The following is a 15,680-nucleotide window of genomic DNA, read 5'->3' as shown; positions in this document are numbered from 1 at the left end:
GGGAATGACTTACTTCGTGAGGGCACTGTTGCCCAAGGCGAAGACAGAGTTGGGGGCAGTGATGCGGATGGGCTTGACCACGGGCGTCGACGAAATGGCGCGTTTGATCGGAGCCTCCTCGATGGTCACGCCCTTGGCCAGCTGGTCATCCACCAACTTGCGCAGCGAGACGGAATCAAGGTACTCGATCATCTTGGCGTTGAGGCTGGTCCAGAGCTCGTGCGTGATGCAGCGGCCGGTGTCCTCGCCCATGCAATTCTCCTTGCCGCCGCAGCCGGTAGCATCAATGGGCTCATCCACCGCCACGATGATGTCCGCTACGGTGATCTCGTCAGACTTGCGACCCAGCGAATAGCCGCCGCCCGGGCCGCGGGTGCTCTCGACCAGCTCATGCCGACGTAGCTTGCCGAAGAGCTGCTCCAGGTAGGACAGGGAAATCTGCTGCCGCTGGCTGATGGCCGCCAAGGCGACCGGCCCGCTGTTTTCACGCAGAGCCAAGTCAATCATCGCGGTGACGGCGAAACGACCTTTGGTGGTAAGACGCATGCAACTCTCCTTGGGCCTGATGGCCATGAGTCCGCTCGAACACCAGGCAGAACCCCTGCGGGTCCTGGGTTAACCCTGGCCTATTTCCGAGCATTTTACTCAATTATCGGGAGCTTCATCCGCCAGTCGCTGCACCGCAGCAGAAAAGCCCGGTCGCTGAAGGGTTTTCCATGCCCTGCCGCCGGGCTCAGCAGGCGCAAGACAAGCGCAGGCTCAGGCTGTGCGCGAGCGGCCCACAGGCCGCCTCGACCAGATCCAGCACCTCTTCAAAGGCGTCCGAGCCGCCGTAATAAGGGTCAGGCACGTCTTGTCCCTTCAGCCCGGGCGCGTGGTCCAGCAGCAAGCCCAGCTTGTGTCGCTGCGCGGCCGGGCAACGCTGCTGTAGCTCACGCAAATGGCCGCGATCCATCGCCAGGATGATGTCGGCATGCTCGAAATCAAGCGCCTGCACCGCCCGGGCTCGCTGGGTGGACAGATCGTAGCCGCGCCGGCTGGCGTGGGCCTGACTGCGCGGATCCGGTGCTTCGTCTGCATGCCAGCCCTGGATGCCGGCCGAGTCCACATGCACCAAAGCTTCCAGACCGAGCGCCCGCAGATGGTGTTGCAGCACGCCTTCGGCCGTCGGCGAGCGGCAGATGTTGCCCGTGCACACCATCAGCACCGTGAGCGCTGGACCACCCCTGCCCTTCACTTGCGGCCCGCCTCTATGGGCACCACGTTGTCATGGGAGGCCGCCCCGAAGACCTGCTCCCGCAGCTGCGCCAGTTGGTCGCGGACCCGGGCCGCTTTCTCGAATTCGAGGTTTCGTGCGTGTTCCAGCATCTGCTTCTCGAGCTGGGTGATGCGTTTGCTGAGGTCCTTCTCGCTGAGTTCCTCCAGCTCGTCCACCATGCCCAGCTTCTGGTCGTCCTTGCCGCCCTTGTCGGAATAGACGCCGTCGATCAGGTCGCGGATGCGCTTGCGCACGCCACGAGGCACGATGCCGTGCTCGGTGTTGAAGGCGACCTGCTTGGCGCGACGTCGCTCGGTCTCGTCGATGGCCCTGCGCATGGAGTCCGTGATCCTGTCCGCATAGAGGATGGCCTTGCCGTTGAGGTTGCGCGCGGCGCGGCCAATGGTCTGGATCAGGCTGCGCTCGGAGCGCAGGAAGCCTTCCTTGTCGGCGTCCAGGATGGCCACCAGGGACACCTCGGGGATGTCCAGCCCTTCCCGCAGCAGATTGATGCCCACCAGCACGTCGAAGGCGCCCAGGCGCAGGTCGCGCAGGATCTCCACCCGCTCCACCGTGTCGACATCCGAGTGCATGTAACGCACCTTCACGCCGTTGTCGCTGAGGTAGTCGGTGAGCTGCTCCGCCATGCGCTTGGTCAGGGTGGTGATCAACACGCGCTCGCCCACATCGACGCGGTCGCGGATCTCCTGCAGCACATCGTCCACCTGGTGCGTGGCAGGGCGCACCTCCACGATGGGATCCACGAGACCGGTGGGCCGCACCACCTGCTCGACCACCTGGCCTGCATGCTGCTTCTCGTAATCCGCCGGGGTGGCGGAGACGAAGATGGCCTGACGCATCTTGCGCTCGAACTCCTGGAACTTCAGCGGTCGGTTGTCCAGCGCGGAAGGCAGGCGGAAGCCGAACTCCACCAGGGTTGTCTTGCGCGCGCGGTCGCCGTTGTACATGCCGCCGAACTGGCCCAGGGTCACGTGGCTCTCGTCGACGAACATGATGGCGTCGGAAGGCAGGTAGTCCACCAGCGTGGGCGGCGGCTCGCCCGGGGCGGCGCCGGAGAGATGGCGGGTGTAGTTCTCGATGCCCTTGCAGTGCCCCACCTCGGTGAGCATCTCCAGATCGAAGCGCGTGCGCTGCTCGATGCGCTGGGCCTCGACCAGCTTGCCGTCAGCGATGAACTGCCCCACCCGCTCGCGCAGCTCCTCCTTGATGGTCTCCACGGCGGCCAGCACCCGCTCACGCGGGGTCACGTAATGGCTGGAGGGGTAGACGGTGAAGCGAGGGATCTTCTGGCGGATCTGACCGGTCAGGGGATCGAAGAGCTGCAGCGTTTCGACCTCGTCGTCAAAGAGCTCAATGCGCAGCGCCAGCTCTGAGTGCTCGGCTGGGAAGACGTCAATGGTGTCACCCCGCACCCGAAAATGCCCGCGCTGGAACTCCATCTCGTTGCGCTGGTACTGCATGCGGATGAGCTGGGCGATGACGTCGCGCTGGCCCATGGTGTCCCCCACGCGCAGGGTCATCACCATCTGGTGGTAGTCACTGGGGTTGCCGATGCCGTAGATGGCCGAGACCGAGGCCACGATCACCACGTCCCGGCGTTCCAGCAGGCTCTTGGTGCAGGAGAGCCGCAACTGCTCGATCTGCTCGTTGATGGCGCTGTCCTTCTCGATGAAGAGGTCGCGCTGCGGCACATAGGCCTCGGGCTGGTAGTAGTCGTAGTAGCTGACGAAATACTCGACGGCGTTCTTGGGAAAGAACTCCCGCATCTCGCTGTAGAGCTGGGCCGCGAGGGTCTTGTTGTGCGCGAAGACGATGGCCGGACGGCCCAGCCGCGCGATCACATTGGCCATGGTGAAGGTCTTGCCCGACCCTGTCACCCCAAGCAGGGTCTGGAAACTCAGGCCATCGTGTACGCCTTCGACCAATTGCGCGATGGCCGTGGGCTGGTCCCCTCCTGGCGGGAAAGGCTGGAAAAGCTGGAACGGCGAGCCTTCGAATGTGACGAATTCACCCTTGGGCAAGTCGTCGTTTTCCTCGGTGGCATCGGGGGCAATGGCGGAGCTGGACATCGGGGATTCCCTGAGTATGGGCGCCCACCCGCCCTAGAATTCCCGGGTCTGGCAGCGCCTCGAACCCGACAGCGTAGCGCAGACCGCCTCCGCTCGCAGCGAAGCCTTCGCGAGCCTCATGCCACCGTCCTGTCAGGAAAGTCCCATGTCCTTGTTCGCCGCCGTCGAAATGGCCCCCCGTGACCCCATCCTGGGTCTCAACGAGCAATTCAATGCCGACACCAACCCGAAGAAGGTGAATCTCGGCGTCGGCGTCTACTACGACGAGAACGGCAAGCTGCCCCTGCTGCGCTGCGTGGCCGAGGCCGAGCGCCAGATGCTGGAGGCGCCCAAGGCGCGCGGCTACCTGCCCATCGACGGCATCGCCGCCTATGACCTGGCGGTGCAGGGCCTGGTCTTCGGGGCGGATGCCGAGGTGGTGAAGGGCAAGCGCGTCGCCACGGTGCAGGCCCTGGGCGGCACGGGCGGCCTGAAGATAGGCGCCGACTTCCTCAAGCGCCTGAACCCCCATGCCCGCGTACTGATCTCCGACCCCAGCTGGGAAAACCACCGAGCTCTGTTCACCAATGCCGGCTTCCAGGTCGGCACCTATGCCTACTACGACGCCGAGCACCGCGGCATCAAGGCACAGGCCATGCTGGCCGACCTGCAGGCTGCCGAGGCCGGCACCGTGGTCGTGCTGCACGCCTGCTGCCACAATCCCACGGGCTATGACCTGACGCCAGCCCAATGGGCCCAGGTGGTCGAGGTGGTCAAGGCGCGCGGCCTCGTGCCCTTCCTGGACATGGCCTACCAGGGCTTCGGCGAAGGCATCGCCGAGGACGGCGCCGTGATCCAGCAGTTCCTGGCCGCCGGCCTGGACTTCTTCGTCTCCACCAGCTTCTCCAAGAGCTTCTCACTGTACGGCGAGCGCGTGGGTGCCCTGAGCGTGGTCTGCGCCAGCGTCGAGGAAGCCAGCCGCGTGCTGAGCCAACTGAAGATTGTGATCCGCACCAACTACAGCAACCCGCCCACCCATGGCGCGCAGGTCGTGGCCACCGTGCTGTCCACCCCTGCCCTGCGCAGCCTGTGGGAAGAGGAGCTGGCCGGCATGCGCACCCGCATCCGTGCCATGCGCGAGGCCCTGGTGGCCGAGTTGAAGGCGGCAGGCGTCGAGCAGGACCTCAGCTTCGTGACGCGCCAGAAGGGCATGTTCAGCTACTCTGGCCTCAACGCCACCCAGATGCAGCGCCTGCGCAGCGAGTTCGGCATCTACGGCGTGGACTCCGGCCGCATTTGTGTGGCCGCCCTGAACCCGGGCAATCTCAAGGCCGTGGCTGCCGCGATGGCAGCCGTCATCAAGGGCTGAGCCCCCAACTGCCCCGCCCGCAAGGCGCCGTCCGGAACACCGGCGGCGCTTTTTTGTCGCCTTCATGACAGCCTCATGTCCCCGAGTCCGGGCCCAAAGTCCGGGTTTGTGCGGGGTAATTCACCAAGCTGGCTGTCAGCATTGCATCCCTACAATGCTGCAACGCACAAAACAGGGCAAGATGCTTCACAGGCATCCAAGCCTCCACGCCGAGCCCACGCATCCCGCGGCGCCGGCCAGCCATGGAAGGGTCCACATGCTGTACCAGCTTTACGAAACCCAACGCGCCCTGATGAGCCCCTTTTCGGAGTTCGCCAGCGCAGCCGCCAAGCTCTACAGCCATCCGCTGTCGCCCTTTGCGCACTCGCCCATGGCCGCACGATTCTCGGCCGGCCTGGACCTGATGCACCGCCTGGCCAAGGACTACGAGAAGCCCGAGTTCGACATCCGCGGCGTTGACGTTGATGGCGTAGAGGTCGCTGTCCAGGAGTTGGTCCCCCTGGAGAAGCCCTTCTGTCGTCTGCTGCGCTTCAAGCGCTACACCGACGACCCGGCCGTCCTGGCCAAGATGAAAAGCCAGCCCACCGTGCTGGTGGTCGCGCCCCTGTCTGGTCACCACAGCACTCTGCTGCGTGACACGGTGAAGTCCCTGCTGCGAGACCACAAGGTCTACATCACCGACTGGACTGATGCCCGCATGGTGTCGCTGGACGAAGGCCCCTTCCATCTGGACGATTACGTCAACTATGTCCAGGAATTCATCCGCCACGTGGGCGCCGATCAGGCGCATGTGATCTCGGTCTGCCAGCCCACCGTGCCCGTGCTGGCCGCAATTTCGCTGATGGCCTCGCGCGGCGAGCCCACGCCTCGTTCCATGACCATGATGGGCGGCCCCATTGACGCCCGCAAGAGCCCGACCGCCGTCAACAACCTGGCCATGAACAAGAGCCACAGCTGGTTCGAGAACAATGTCATCTGCCGCGTGCCGCCCAACTTCCCCGGCGCCGGCCGTGCCGTCTATCCGGGCTTCCTGCAGCACACCGGCTTCGTGGCCATGAACCCGGACCGGCACCTGAGCTCGCACTACGACTATTTCCTGGACCTGGTGCGCGGCGACGACGACAGCGCCGAGGCCCACCGCAAGTTCTACGACGAGTACAACGCGGTGCTGGACATGCCGGCCGAGTACTACCTGGACACCATCAAGACCGTGTTCCAGGACTTCGCCCTGGTCAACGGCACCTGGACCGTCGGTCATGAACTCGTCCGCCCCCAGGACATCAGCGGCACCGCGCTGCTGACCGTCGAAGGCGAGCTGGACGACATCTCCGGTGCCGGCCAGACCCGCGCGGCTCACGAGCTGTGCAGCGGCATTCCCAGCAGCCATCAGTACCACTACGACGCCATTGGCGCCGGTCACTACGGCATTTTCTCGGGTCGGCGCTGGCGCGAGATGGTCTACCCGGAAGTACGCAGCTTCATTGCGAAGTACGATGCAGCCCCGCTGACGGCCTCTGCCGCAACGAGCAGCAAGCGACCCGCCGCCCGTTCGCGCAGCAAGGCCACGACCTGACGCTGCACCGCATCCGACCTTGACCGCCGAACCCGCCACGACCGCCGCACTGATCGAGCAACTCGACCGAGCCCTGCCCCAGACGCAATGCACGCGCTGCGGCTATCCGGACTGTCGCGCCTATGCCGAGGCCATGGCCCGCGGCGAAGCCGGCATCAACCAGTGCCCGCCCGGCGGCACCGAGGGCATCGCCCGCCTGGCCCGCATCATGGGCCGGCCTGCCCTGCCCCTGAGCGCCGAGCATGGCGAGGAAGGCCCGCGCAAGCTGGCCGTGATCGACGAGTCCTGGTGCATTGGCTGCACCTTGTGCATCAAGGCCTGCCCGGCGGACTGCATTGCCGGTGCACCCAAGCTGATGCACACCATCGTGGCCGAGCAATGCACGGGCTGCGAACTCTGCGTGCCAGCCTGCCCGGTGGATTGCATCTCCCTGGTGGACGTGACGCCTGGCCGCAGCGGCTGGGCCGCCTGGAGCCAGGCGCAGGCGCAGCAGGCCCGAGATCGCTATGGCTTCAAGCGTTTCCGCGAGCAGCGGGAGGCCGAGGAGAACGCCCAGCGCCTGGCAACAAAAGCACAGCACAAGCTGGCCCATCTGGCCGAACTGACCAAGCCGGCCGACGATGAGGAACTGCAGCGCAAGCGCTCCGTGATCGAGGCTGCGCTCGCACGCGCCCGCGCCAAGCGCGGCGGATGAGGCCCTCGCCAGAGCCGGCGCCAGGATTCAGCCAGCGCCGGCGACGTCCCAGTCCCTGCAGCGGCCCGGCTGGATGCCCAAGGCCTGCAGCAGCGCTTTGCCCTGTCCGCCCGCCAGCACGGCGTGTTCACGCACACGGGCCGCACGGATGCCATCGGCGCGGGTCTCCGTGGAACCTGCACGGCCCGGGTGGCACATCATCAGCCCGCGGTCCGGCAGCGAGTCCAGCCACCACTTCAGCAGGGCTGCGAAGTCAGCGGCGGGCTGGAACTCGTAGACGCCGGCAAAGTCGCGGTTGACCCGCAGGCCCTCGGCGCGTGCACCTGAGGCGAGCGCCCCCGATCCCAACGCACCGATGACGGCCGCCTTGGCGCCGCGCCAACGCCGGGGACGGGTGATGCGCAGCGCGCAGCCATGGCCGTAGCGAGCGCACAGCGTTTGCAGCAGGGCCTCTCGGATGCCTGGCAGCTGATGCAGATGCTGATGGCCATCGACATAGTCCGGCGCACGGCCCAGGCGCCGCTCGAAGGCATCCAGCTGCGCATCAATCCAGGGCCGAGCCATGGCGGCAGGCACGGCGCCACGGTAGGCCGCAATGATCCAGCCCTTGAGGCTGCGAGCGGCGTGGTGGGCGAACTCGTTGAGATCCAGGTGCAGGCCCAGGTCAGCCAGGTTGCTGCGCTCCTTCAGCGCTGGCGCCCAATGCGGCCAGGCCGGCGAAAGCACCATGCAGCTGGTGGCGCTGACCACGCCTGCGTCAATGGTGTCCAGGATGCCCTGGCTGATGGCGCGGTCGAAGCCGTAGTCGTCCGCGCAGATCTGGATGCGGCGCAGGTTCATGAGGCGGCCCCGCCCCGCTTCCTGAAGGCCCAATACCGCCCCAGCCACCATGTCATGGCAGCCACCGCCAGGAGCACCACGAACAGGGCCAGGCGGTACTCCATGCCCAGTTGCAGCAGCAAGGCATAAAGCAGCTCATTGCAGGCAAAACCCAGCAAGGCCACGCCGAAGAAGCGAGGCAGAGCCTCCCGGCCCTTGGCCTGCTGGTCCGCAAAGGTGAGGCGGTGATGGCCGACGAAGCTCACCCCGAAGGCCAGCAGAAAGCCCATCACATTGGCCCCCAGTGCCGGCCACAGCCAAGTGCCGACCAGCAGCCAGACCACGCAGAAATGCACGGCCGCCGCGCTGGCCCCCACGGCGCCAAACCACATCAGCGATTTCAAGACCGAGGCTCCTGATCAGACGCCGCAGCCTGCTTCAACGATGGGGTCAGGTCTTGCGTCACATACAGCGGGCGACGCTTGACTTCGTCAAACACACGGCCCAGATACTCGGCAATGATGCCCAGACACAGCAGCTGCACGCCAGCCAGGAAGGTGATCGAGGCCGCCAGCGTCGCAAAGCCGGAGATCTCGTTGCCAAGAAAGACCTTCTCGAAGACGATCCAGCAGCCAAACACCACCGACAGCAGTGACACCACGATGCCCAGGGCCGATACAAGCCGCAGCGGCACCTTGGAGAAGGCCGTGATGCCCGTCACCGCCAGCTGCAGCAGGCGCATGAAGTTGAAGCTGGTTTCACCGTGGGCGCGTGCGTCCGGCACGAACTCTATGCCTATGGCGGGGAAGCCCACCCATGCGAACAGTCCCTTCATGTAGCGGGCTCGCTCGGGCAGTTGGCGCAGGGCCAGCACCACCGCGCGGTCCAGCAGGCGAAAATCACCGGCATCGGCGGGCAGCTCGAAGCGCGAGCCCTTCTGCATCAGCCAGTAGAAGGTCCTCGTGTAGAGGCGCCTGGCGGCCGACTGCGATTCGCGACGCCCCTTCTGAACCCCATAGACCACGTCATAGCCCTCGCGCCAGCGCTCCAGCATGCGTAGGGCGCAGCTGATGGGATGCTGGCCGTCCGAGTCCATGCTGATCACCACATCGCCCTCGGCGGCGTCCAGGCCTGCCGTCAGCGCTGCCTCCTTGCCAAAGTTGCGGGACAGGCGCAGCAGGCGTACAGGCAGCCCCTGGCGGATCAGGCCCTGCACCACCATGACCGTGTCATCGCGGCTGCCGTCGTCGATGACCATCAACTCCAGGGCCTCGGCATGCGCCGCCAGCTCATGCGCCATCCTGGGCAGCAGCCAGGACAGGTTGCGCGCCTCGTTGAAGGCAGGCATCACCACCGACAGCAGTTGCGGCCGCTCGCGGGCCGTCGGGGGCAAGAGAGGACGAGGCTGGGGAGAATTCTCAGGGAGCGACATAGAGGCACAGATGCTTGTTACAGGCCAGCGCTTCGCCGCGCGCGCGCTGGGGGTCCCGGTCCAGGACCTGGTAGCGCATCACGGCGTTCGCCGGTTGAGCATAGAGACGGCCCGCACTGTAGAAGAAGGCCGAGTGATCCGGCTTGCTGGCGTACTGCAGCCCGCAGGCAGAGGTCCAGGCCTGCACTCCGCAGGCTTTCTCATAGGCACGGACCAGTTCGCGATCGGAGGCCCGCAGCGATTCCTTCGGCCCGAGCCAGAGGAAGCCCAAGGCGGTCAGCAGCAGCACCACGACACCAGCGCCCCAGTGTCTAGCCATGCCTAGCCGCTGCGCATCCACCTGCGCCAGCCACAGCAGCACCACGCCGGGCAGGGCCGTGACTGCGTAGGTGGGGATGATGTTGCGCGCCGCAGTGAATAGCAGCAGTGGCGCTGCAGCAATGCACAGGGCGTAGGCCCACAGATCGGCGCCAAGCCGCTCCTGCGCCTGCATGCGGACACCGCTTCGGCGCCCACCCAGCCGGGCCACCAAGCCGTGGAGCACCCAGGGCAGTGCTGAAACCAGGACGAACAGCCAGATCATGCCGATGGGCTGGGCATGTGCAAAGCCGTAGCGGTCCCCCTTCCAGCCTGGCTGCAGGAATCGCATCACATGCTCGCCCAGCAGGAAGTACTGTAGAAAACCGGGCGTCCGGTGCTCGGCCCAGACATACCAGGGCACAGCCAGACCCAGCCAGATCAGCCAGGCCAGAGGGTCCTTGAGGATGCGGGTGACCACCACCCAGTGACGCCGCCACAGCGCGTGCAGCACCGGGGGCAGCAAGGCCAGCACGCCAGCGGCCGGGCCCTTGGTAAGCAGGGCCAGGCCCAGGCCCAGGGCCAGAACGCGTCCGGCGCGCCGCGCGTCGGCGGCGTCAGCGGCACTCACGGCCCGCCACCAAGCCGCTTGCACCAGCAGCACGGTGGCCATCAGCGTGGCATCCGTCATCACCGCGCCGGCACAGATGAAGTACATGGGGCACAGCATCAGCACCGCCAGGGCCGCGGCCCGCTGCACAGGCGCCAGGCTGGCGCGAAGCATCCAGTCCAGGCTCCACAGGCCCAGCAGCGCCCAAACCAGGGAGGCGAGGCGCCCCGACCATTCGTTAACGCCAAACAGCTCCATCATCAGGGCCTGACCCCAAGTCGACAGCGGTGGCTTGGCCCAGAAGACCTCGGTGGGCGTCACGTGCGGGCTGACCCAATCGCCGAGTTGCACCATCAGGCGCGCGATCTCGGCATAGCGAGCCTCCGTGTGGTCAGTGAGCGCCATCAGGGGCAGGCTCAGCAGACGCAGCAGTACGGCCGCAGCGAGCAGGTACAGCCAGGGGCGGGCGCTGGCGGCGCTGCGCAGCGGGCTGGCAGGGGCAAGGGATGTGGGGGCGAAACTCATGCGGCGTGGAGAAGGCATCGCGTCCAGGGTAGAACGCGTGGCGCATTCTCGCCGAGCCAGCAGCGTTCGGGCCCCCGTTTGAACCACAATGACGCCATGAATGACGCCCAAGTCCTGCACTTTTTCCAGACCCTGCGCGCCGCCAACCCCTCGCCCCAGACCGAGCTGGAGTACAGCAGCGTTTTCGAATGCCTCGCCGCCGTGCTGCTGTCAGCCCAGGCTACGGACGTGGGGGTCAACAAGGCCACCCGCAAGCTCTTCACGCGGGCCAACACGCCGGCCAAGATGCTGGCTCTGGGCGAGGCCGGCTTGGCCGACGCCATCAAGACCATAGGCCTGTACCGGACCAAGGCCAAGAACCTTCTCAGCACCTGCCGCATCCTCGTAGAACAGCATGGCGGCGAGGTGCCTCGCAGCCGCGAGGCCCTGGAGGCCCTGCCTGGCGTAGGGCGCAAGACCGCCAACGTGGTGCTCAACGTGGCCTTCGGCGAACCCACGATGGCGGTGGACACGCATATCTTCCGCGTCAGCAACCGCACCGGCCTGGCGCCAGGCAAGACACCGCTGGCGGTGGAACAGGGCTTGCTGACGAGGGTGCCGGCCGAGTTCATGGTCGATGCGCATCATTGGCTGATCCTGCACGGGCGCTATGTGTGCCAGGCGCGTCGACCGATGTGCGAGCGTTGCAGCGTGCGCGTGGACTGCGACCTGAGCCGCGCCCTGCCCTGAATCCGGCCCCGCCTCTACAATGCCGCATCACCAGTAGGCGAGATCGTCACAGCCAGCCATGCCAAGCATCACCGACCTAGTTGACCGGGTGGAGAGGCTCCTCCTGCGTCACGACGAGCTGACCCGCACCAACGCACTGCTCGAGGAGCAGGTCCGAGCCCTGACCCAGGAGCGCGACGGCATGCGCTCCCGCCTCAACGCTGCCAGGGCCCGCATTGACGCCCTGCTGGATCGCCTGCCGCTGGAACCGGAGAAGAACGCGCCATGAAGCAGATGGAAGTAACCATCATGGGCCAGAGCTACCTGCTGGGCTGCCCCGAAGGCGGCGAGGCCGCGCTCGTGAAGGCGGTGGCGCAGGTCGATCGCGAGATGTGCGGCATCCGCGACGCCGGCCGCATCAAGGCCCGCGAGCGCATTGCCGTGCTGGCCGCGCTGAACCTGGCCTACCAGCTTGCCGAACAACCCGCTGCCCGTGCCAGCGCACCGGCCAGTCAGGACGGCGGCCTACCCGATCTCGACGGACTGATCAAACGACTGGACGAAGCCCTTGCTCACGACGGGCAACTGCTCTGAGCGATGGCTGCAAGGCCCTAGAATGAGCTTGTCCGTTGCGTTCGCGTGAGTCTTATATTTCCTTGAACCGATGCTCTTTGAGCATGGGCTTGGAACATCGCCTGGCTGGTGTGATCGTCTCGCGTCAGATGAACCCGAAGCCTTGCTGACCTCGCCCACCTGAATCCCCTGGGTTCAGGAATGCGGCTCACGGCTCGCGGCGGACACCCTCTTCTTGCCTGATGCGTTGGCTTGGCCTGTGCTTCAGGCTGCATCAGGCTTCATCGGCCTTGCCCCCGCGTGACGCCCTTGGTTCTTGCGCCCGGTGGTCGCACCTCAAGGCCTACCTTGCCGACGCGTCGCTTCCGATTAGCCCCTGCCCATGAACTACTGGCTGATGAAATCGGAGCCGAACGAGTGCTCCATCGACGACCTGGCCACCGCGCCAGGGCAGACCGTACCCTGGATCGGCGTGCGCAACTACCAGGCCCGCAATTTCATGCGCGACACCATGCGTAGCGGGGATGGCGTGCTGTTCTATCACTCCTCCTGCCCGCAGCCTGGCATTGCCGGCATTGCCAAGGTCTGCAGCACCGCTTATCCGGACGCCAGCCAGTTCGACACCAGCAGCCCCTACTTCGACCCCAAGTCCCGGCCTGAAGCGCCACGCTGGCTGCATGTGGATGTGAGCTTTGTCCGAAAGACCCGGCTGATGAGCCTGCCTGAAATGCGCCAACACGCGGCCCTGGCCAGCATGCGGGTGCTGCAGCCCGGCAACCGGCTGTCCATCACGCCGGTCAGCCCCGAGGAATGGCAGGCCGTCATGGCCTTGCTGGCATCGGCAGCCGACTGAACCGTTCCCTGTCCAGGGCATTGAAGGCGCCGGGGCATGACAGGGCGTTCAATGCGCCGGGCGCTGGACCGTTGGCACGGCCGCGCTGTTCGGCCATCGGCGCAACGGAGGCCAAGCCGCCAGAGATGCGTCTTCAGCCAAGGCCCAGGCCGCGAGCAACGAAGGCAGCCGCGCATCCGGCCCGCTGCTCAGGATTGGCCGCCAAAGGGGATGGGCGCCAGCACCACCTGATTGCCGCCACGGCGCTGCGCTTCCTGGATGGCAGACTGAGCGGCGTCCAGCAACTCTTCCTGGCGCGATGCCGTATGGGGGAAGCTGGCCACGCCCATGGACAGCGAGAGGTGGAGGTCCAGCCCCTGCACCACGATGATCTGGGTGACGCACTGACGGCGCAACTGCTCCATGCGCGCATGGGCCGTGGCCAGGCCGACGCCGGACAGCAGCACGGCAAACAACTGCTCCCCCACGCGGCAGGCAGCATCCATCGCACGGGTGTTGGCCCGCAGCATGCGTCCCAACCCCTCCAGCATGCGCTGCTGCGCTTCGGCACGCAGGTGCTGGACCTCAGCCGGCAAGGGATCCAGGGAGATCAGCACCAGGGCGAACTCGCGGTGTTCACGAGTGGAGAGGTCGATCTCCCGCAGCAGTTGGTCATCGAACTGCGCCCGCAGGTATAGCCCTGAGGTGTCATCACGGCCGCTGCCCTTCTCGGACTCACGGCGCAGCAGCTCCATGGATTTCTGCTGCTGCTCGATCTGTTGCAGGGCGCGCTGAAGATGCGATTCCCTGTGCTTCTCTTCGGTCCTTTCTGACCACATCGACATGATGTGCTCTGTCCCCAAGGGCACTCGGGTGACCATGAAATCCCGGCGGCGGCCGCCCAGCTCCAGCCGGTGCTCGCTGACCACCACATTGCGCTGCGCCATGACAGCCTGCTCGACCCGGCGCATGGCCTGAACTTCGTCGCCGCGCATGAGGTCCACGTCACCGCTGCCGACCACCGAGGATTCGGTCCTTTCGAACAGGCGGTCCAGCCCGGCGCTGGCGTACACATAACGGCCGGTTGCCAGAGACTTGACCGCCAGGAAGGCCCCCAAGGGCTCGGCCAGGCTCAGCAAGGCCCCGGCTGCCCCGCCGTCGGACAGGCCTTGCGACTGCAGCCAGTCCTGCAAGCTGCCCGGGCGACCTGCCATGCCCTGGGCGAAAGCCGATTGAATGTCCATGCCTTGAAAGCCTTCTTGCTTCTTTCTTTCCGATGCTCCCTCGCGCCGGCCACGAGCGCTCCCCGACGAAAGCGCACCGGGCGACCAGCCCACCCTTTTGCCCGGATGCTCGCTGTCGGCCTGTGAATGCTCCGCGCATGGTAGCCAAATCCAGACCGCTTGGCGGCGATGCCTGCCCCCTATTTGGGTCATCCTTCTCGTCCGAGAAGGCCCAAGGCTCACGGCCACAGGCGTCCCGACCCCATCCTTTGGTGCGTTATGGCGTGCTTGCTGCGAAAATGGCTGGCTTTCACCTCGATTCGATCCACATCCTGCCACGGGCTCGTCCGCTGGTCCGCCCTGGATCGGCAGGGCTGCCGTGCCGCTCCCCGCCCCATGCCCGCCCCCCCTGACTTCGACCTCCTCATCATCGGCGCTGGTGCCGCCGGTCTTTTCTGTGCCGCGCAAGCCGGTCAACTGGGACTGCGGCCCCTTTTGATCGACCATGCGCCCCGGCTGGCGGAGAAGATCCGCATTTCCGGCGGAGGAAGATGCAACTTCACCAACCGCGAAGCAGGACCTGGCAACTACCTTTCCGAGAATCCCCATTTCTGCCGCTCGGCGCTGGCGCGCTACACCCCGCAGGACTTCATCGCCTTGCTTCAGAAGCACGGCATCAGCTTCCATGAGAAGCACCGCGGCCAATTGTTCTGCGACGACGGCAGTGAGCGCATCATCCAGATGCTGAAGGACGAGTGCCAGCAGGCGGGTGTGCAACGCTGGCAGCCCTGCACCGTGGCCGCCGTGCATGCACGGCCCCGGGGCTTTGAGCTGGAGACCAGCCAGGGCCCCGTCCGTGCGCCCTCTCTCGTCGTCGCCTGCGGCGGTCTTCCGGTGCCCAAGATTGGCGCCAGCGATTTCGGCCTGCGCCTGGCGCAGCAGTTCGGACATGAGGTGGTCCCGCCCCGACCGGCGCTCGTGCCCCTGACCTTCTCCGCCGACAGCTGGGCACCCTTCGCTGAACTGGCCGGACTCTCTCTGGAAGTTGTCGTCAGTGCCAGCCAGGGCAAGCAGCGGGTCCGCTTCCTGGAGGACCTGCTGTTCACCCATCGTGGCCTCAGCGGCCCGGCCATCCTGCAGATCTCCAGCTACTGGCAACCCGGCCAGGCCATTGAGATCGACCTGCTGCCCACGCTGGACCTCGCAGCCGCCTTGCGCGAGGCAAAGGCAGGCAGCCGCAAGCAGTTGGGCAATGCGCTGGCGGAATGGATGCCCGCGCGCCTGGCGCAGACCTGGCTGCGGCAGCAGGCCCTGGACGGCAGCCGCCCCATGGCCGAATGCAGGGACAAGGACTTGGAAACCCTGGCCCGCAGCCTCAAGCAATGGCAGCTCACGCCTGCGGGCGACGAAGGCTGGAAAAAGGCTGAGGTGATGCGCGGCGGCGTCAGCACGCGCGAACTCAGTTCCCAGACCTTGGAAAGCCGCCGCCAGCCGGGCCTTTTCTTCATTGGTGAGGTCGTTGACGTGACGGGCTGGCTGGGTGGTTACAACTTCCAGTGGGCCTGGGCAAGCGCCCATGCCTGCGCCCAGGGCGTGCAGGCCCGCCAGCAGTCCCTCTCGGCCGATGAGGCGGCGGCCTGAGCCTCCCCTGGGGCACGATCTTGGCGAGCAGACAAATCTGTGGCTATAATCCCGGTC

General features: G+C 66.1%; 16 protein-coding genes and 1 other RNA gene. 9 read left to right on the top strand and 8 right to left on the bottom strand.

Annotated features, from left to right (window positions below; translation table 11 throughout):
* Window positions 1–9: 9 nt before the first annotated feature.
* From iscR to uvrB, 3 genes are all read right to left on the bottom strand, one after another.
* The gene (gene iscR, locus ACS5PK_RS09235) at window positions 10–546 is read right to left on the bottom strand and encodes a Fe-S cluster assembly transcriptional regulator IscR (protein ID WP_439439940.1); all 537 of its coding nucleotides are present in this window, start codon (window positions 544–546) and stop codon (window positions 10–12) included.
* Window positions 547–733: 187 nt separating this feature from the next.
* On the bottom strand, window positions 734–1,201 hold the full coding sequence (locus ACS5PK_RS09230; RefSeq protein ID WP_439440002.1) for a low molecular weight protein-tyrosine-phosphatase: 468 nt from the start codon (window positions 1,199–1,201) through the stop codon (window positions 734–736).
* A 32-nt stretch (window positions 1,202–1,233) separates the two neighbouring features.
* Window positions 1,234–3,348 (bottom strand): excinuclease ABC subunit UvrB, encoded by a 2,115-nt coding sequence (gene uvrB, locus ACS5PK_RS09225; protein ID WP_439439939.1) that lies wholly within the window; start codon window positions 3,346–3,348, stop codon window positions 1,234–1,236.
* Between the two features lie 145 nt (window positions 3,349–3,493).
* On the opposite strand from uvrB, the gene ACS5PK_RS09220 reads away from it, so the two are divergent.
* The 3 genes from ACS5PK_RS09220 (at window position 3,494) to rsxB (ending at window position 6,963) form a co-directional block, all read left to right on the top strand.
* On the top strand, window positions 3,494–4,696 hold the full coding sequence (locus tag ACS5PK_RS09220; RefSeq protein ID WP_439439938.1) for an amino acid aminotransferase: 1,203 nt from the start codon (window positions 3,494–3,496) through the stop codon (window positions 4,694–4,696).
* A gap of 256 nt (window positions 4,697–4,952) precedes the next feature.
* On the top strand, window positions 4,953–6,269 hold the full coding sequence (locus ACS5PK_RS09215) for a polyhydroxyalkanoate depolymerase (RefSeq protein ID WP_439439937.1): 1,317 nt from the start codon (window positions 4,953–4,955) through the stop codon (window positions 6,267–6,269).
* Window positions 6,270–6,288: 19 nt separating this feature from the next.
* A complete protein-coding gene (gene rsxB, locus ACS5PK_RS09210) occupies window positions 6,289–6,963 on the top strand; it encodes an electron transport complex subunit RsxB (RefSeq protein WP_439439936.1) in 675 nt (224 codons plus the stop codon).
* A gap of 27 nt (window positions 6,964–6,990) precedes the next feature.
* Here rsxB and ACS5PK_RS09205 read toward each other — a convergent pair whose 3' ends face one another.
* From ACS5PK_RS09205 to ACS5PK_RS09190, 4 genes are read right to left on the bottom strand one after another with little or no spacing between them, the layout of a single operon-like run.
* The gene (locus ACS5PK_RS09205; protein ID WP_439439935.1) at window positions 6,991–7,803 is read right to left on the bottom strand and encodes a ChbG/HpnK family deacetylase; all 813 of its coding nucleotides are present in this window, start codon (window positions 7,801–7,803) and stop codon (window positions 6,991–6,993) included.
* Window positions 7,800–8,186 (bottom strand): GtrA family protein, encoded by a 387-nt coding sequence (locus ACS5PK_RS09200; RefSeq protein ID WP_439439934.1) that lies wholly within the window; start codon window positions 8,184–8,186, stop codon window positions 7,800–7,802. Before ACS5PK_RS09200 ends, ACS5PK_RS09205 begins: the two co-directional genes overlap by 4 nt.
* Window positions 8,183–9,175: a glycosyltransferase family 2 protein gene (locus ACS5PK_RS09195; protein ID WP_439439933.1), complete on the bottom strand. Its 993-nt coding sequence runs from the start codon at window positions 9,173–9,175 to the stop codon at window positions 8,183–8,185. Before ACS5PK_RS09195 ends, ACS5PK_RS09200 begins: the two co-directional genes overlap by 4 nt.
* A gap of 25 nt (window positions 9,176–9,200) precedes the next feature.
* Entirely contained in the window at window positions 9,201–10,646 is a 1,446-nt protein-coding gene (locus ACS5PK_RS09190) for an ArnT family glycosyltransferase (RefSeq protein ID WP_439439932.1), read from the bottom strand.
* A 96-nt stretch (window positions 10,647–10,742) separates the two neighbouring features.
* Here ACS5PK_RS09190 and nth point away from each other — a divergent pair, with 96 nt between their 5' ends.
* From nth to ACS5PK_RS09165, 5 genes are all read left to right on the top strand, one after another.
* Window positions 10,743–11,375 carry an endonuclease III gene (gene nth, locus ACS5PK_RS09185; protein WP_439439931.1) on the top strand — a complete coding sequence of 211 codons (633 nt, stop codon included), beginning with the start codon at window positions 10,743–10,745 and terminating at the stop codon, window positions 11,373–11,375.
* A gap of 58 nt (window positions 11,376–11,433) precedes the next feature.
* On the top strand, window positions 11,434–11,643 hold the full coding sequence (locus tag ACS5PK_RS09180; RefSeq protein WP_439439930.1) for a cell division protein ZapB: 210 nt from the start codon (window positions 11,434–11,436) through the stop codon (window positions 11,641–11,643).
* The gene (locus ACS5PK_RS09175; protein WP_439439929.1) at window positions 11,640–11,948 is read left to right on the top strand and encodes a cell division protein ZapA; all 309 of its coding nucleotides are present in this window, start codon (window positions 11,640–11,642) and stop codon (window positions 11,946–11,948) included. Before ACS5PK_RS09180 ends, ACS5PK_RS09175 begins: the two co-directional genes overlap by 4 nt.
* 28 nt (window positions 11,949–11,976) lie before the next feature.
* Window positions 11,977–12,156, top strand: a non-coding RNA gene (ssrS, locus tag ACS5PK_RS09170) — 6S RNA.
* A 153-nt stretch (window positions 12,157–12,309) separates the two neighbouring features.
* A complete protein-coding gene (locus ACS5PK_RS09165) occupies window positions 12,310–12,780 on the top strand; it encodes an EVE domain-containing protein (RefSeq protein ID WP_439439928.1) in 471 nt (156 codons plus the stop codon).
* A 188-nt stretch (window positions 12,781–12,968) separates the two neighbouring features.
* Here ACS5PK_RS09165 and ACS5PK_RS09160 read toward each other — a convergent pair whose 3' ends face one another.
* Complete coding sequence (locus tag ACS5PK_RS09160) at window positions 12,969–14,003, bottom strand: diguanylate cyclase (RefSeq protein ID WP_439439927.1); 1,035 nt, start codon at window positions 14,001–14,003, stop codon at window positions 12,969–12,971.
* A 375-nt stretch (window positions 14,004–14,378) separates the two neighbouring features.
* Here ACS5PK_RS09160 and ACS5PK_RS09155 point away from each other — a divergent pair, with 375 nt between their 5' ends.
* Entirely contained in the window at window positions 14,379–15,623 is a 1,245-nt protein-coding gene (locus tag ACS5PK_RS09155; protein WP_439439926.1) for an NAD(P)/FAD-dependent oxidoreductase, read from the top strand.
* Window positions 15,624–15,680 lie beyond the last annotated feature (57 nt).

Origin of the sequence: Roseateles sp. DB2, assembly GCF_051857535.1 — a bacterium.
In the GTDB taxonomy this organism is placed as follows: domain Bacteria; phylum Pseudomonadota; class Gammaproteobacteria; order Burkholderiales; family Burkholderiaceae_C; genus Roseateles_B.
The sequence above is the reverse complement of the archived record's forward strand: the minus strand, read 5'-3'. Positions and strand labels throughout refer to the sequence as shown.

What these genes read in the sequence shown, in the direction of transcription:
- ACS5PK_RS09215 (WP_439439937.1), top strand. Translation starts at nt 4,953, where the DNA reads ATGCTGTACCAGCTTTACGAAACCCAACGCGCCCTGATGAGCCCCTTT.
- ACS5PK_RS09155 (WP_439439926.1), top strand. Translation starts at nt 14,379, where the DNA reads ATGCCCGCCCCCCCTGACTTCGACCTCCTCATCATCGGCGCTGGTGCC.
- ACS5PK_RS09165 (WP_439439928.1), top strand. Translation starts at nt 12,310, where the DNA reads ATGAACTACTGGCTGATGAAATCGGAGCCGAACGAGTGCTCCATCGAC.
- ACS5PK_RS09190 (WP_439439932.1), bottom strand. Translation starts at nt 10,646, where the DNA reads ATGAGTTTCGCCCCCACATCCCTTGCCCCTGCCAGCCCGCTGCGCAGC.
- nth (WP_439439931.1), top strand. Translation starts at nt 10,743, where the DNA reads ATGAATGACGCCCAAGTCCTGCACTTTTTCCAGACCCTGCGCGCCGCC.
- iscR (WP_439439940.1), bottom strand. Translation starts at nt 546, where the DNA reads ATGCGTCTTACCACCAAAGGTCGTTTCGCCGTCACCGCGATGATTGAC.
- ACS5PK_RS09175 (WP_439439929.1), top strand. Translation starts at nt 11,640, where the DNA reads ATGAAGCAGATGGAAGTAACCATCATGGGCCAGAGCTACCTGCTGGGC.
- ACS5PK_RS09230 (WP_439440002.1), bottom strand. Translation starts at nt 1,201, where the DNA reads ATGGTGTGCACGGGCAACATCTGCCGCTCGCCGACGGCCGAAGGCGTG.
- ACS5PK_RS09205 (WP_439439935.1), bottom strand. Translation starts at nt 7,803, where the DNA reads ATGAACCTGCGCCGCATCCAGATCTGCGCGGACGACTACGGCTTCGAC.
- uvrB (WP_439439939.1), bottom strand. Translation starts at nt 3,348, where the DNA reads ATGTCCAGCTCCGCCATTGCCCCCGATGCCACCGAGGAAAACGACGAC.
- ACS5PK_RS09160 (WP_439439927.1), bottom strand. Translation starts at nt 14,003, where the DNA reads ATGGACATTCAATCGGCTTTCGCCCAGGGCATGGCAGGTCGCCCGGGC.
- ACS5PK_RS09180 (WP_439439930.1), top strand. Translation starts at nt 11,434, where the DNA reads ATGCCAAGCATCACCGACCTAGTTGACCGGGTGGAGAGGCTCCTCCTG.
- ACS5PK_RS09220 (WP_439439938.1), top strand. Translation starts at nt 3,494, where the DNA reads ATGTCCTTGTTCGCCGCCGTCGAAATGGCCCCCCGTGACCCCATCCTG.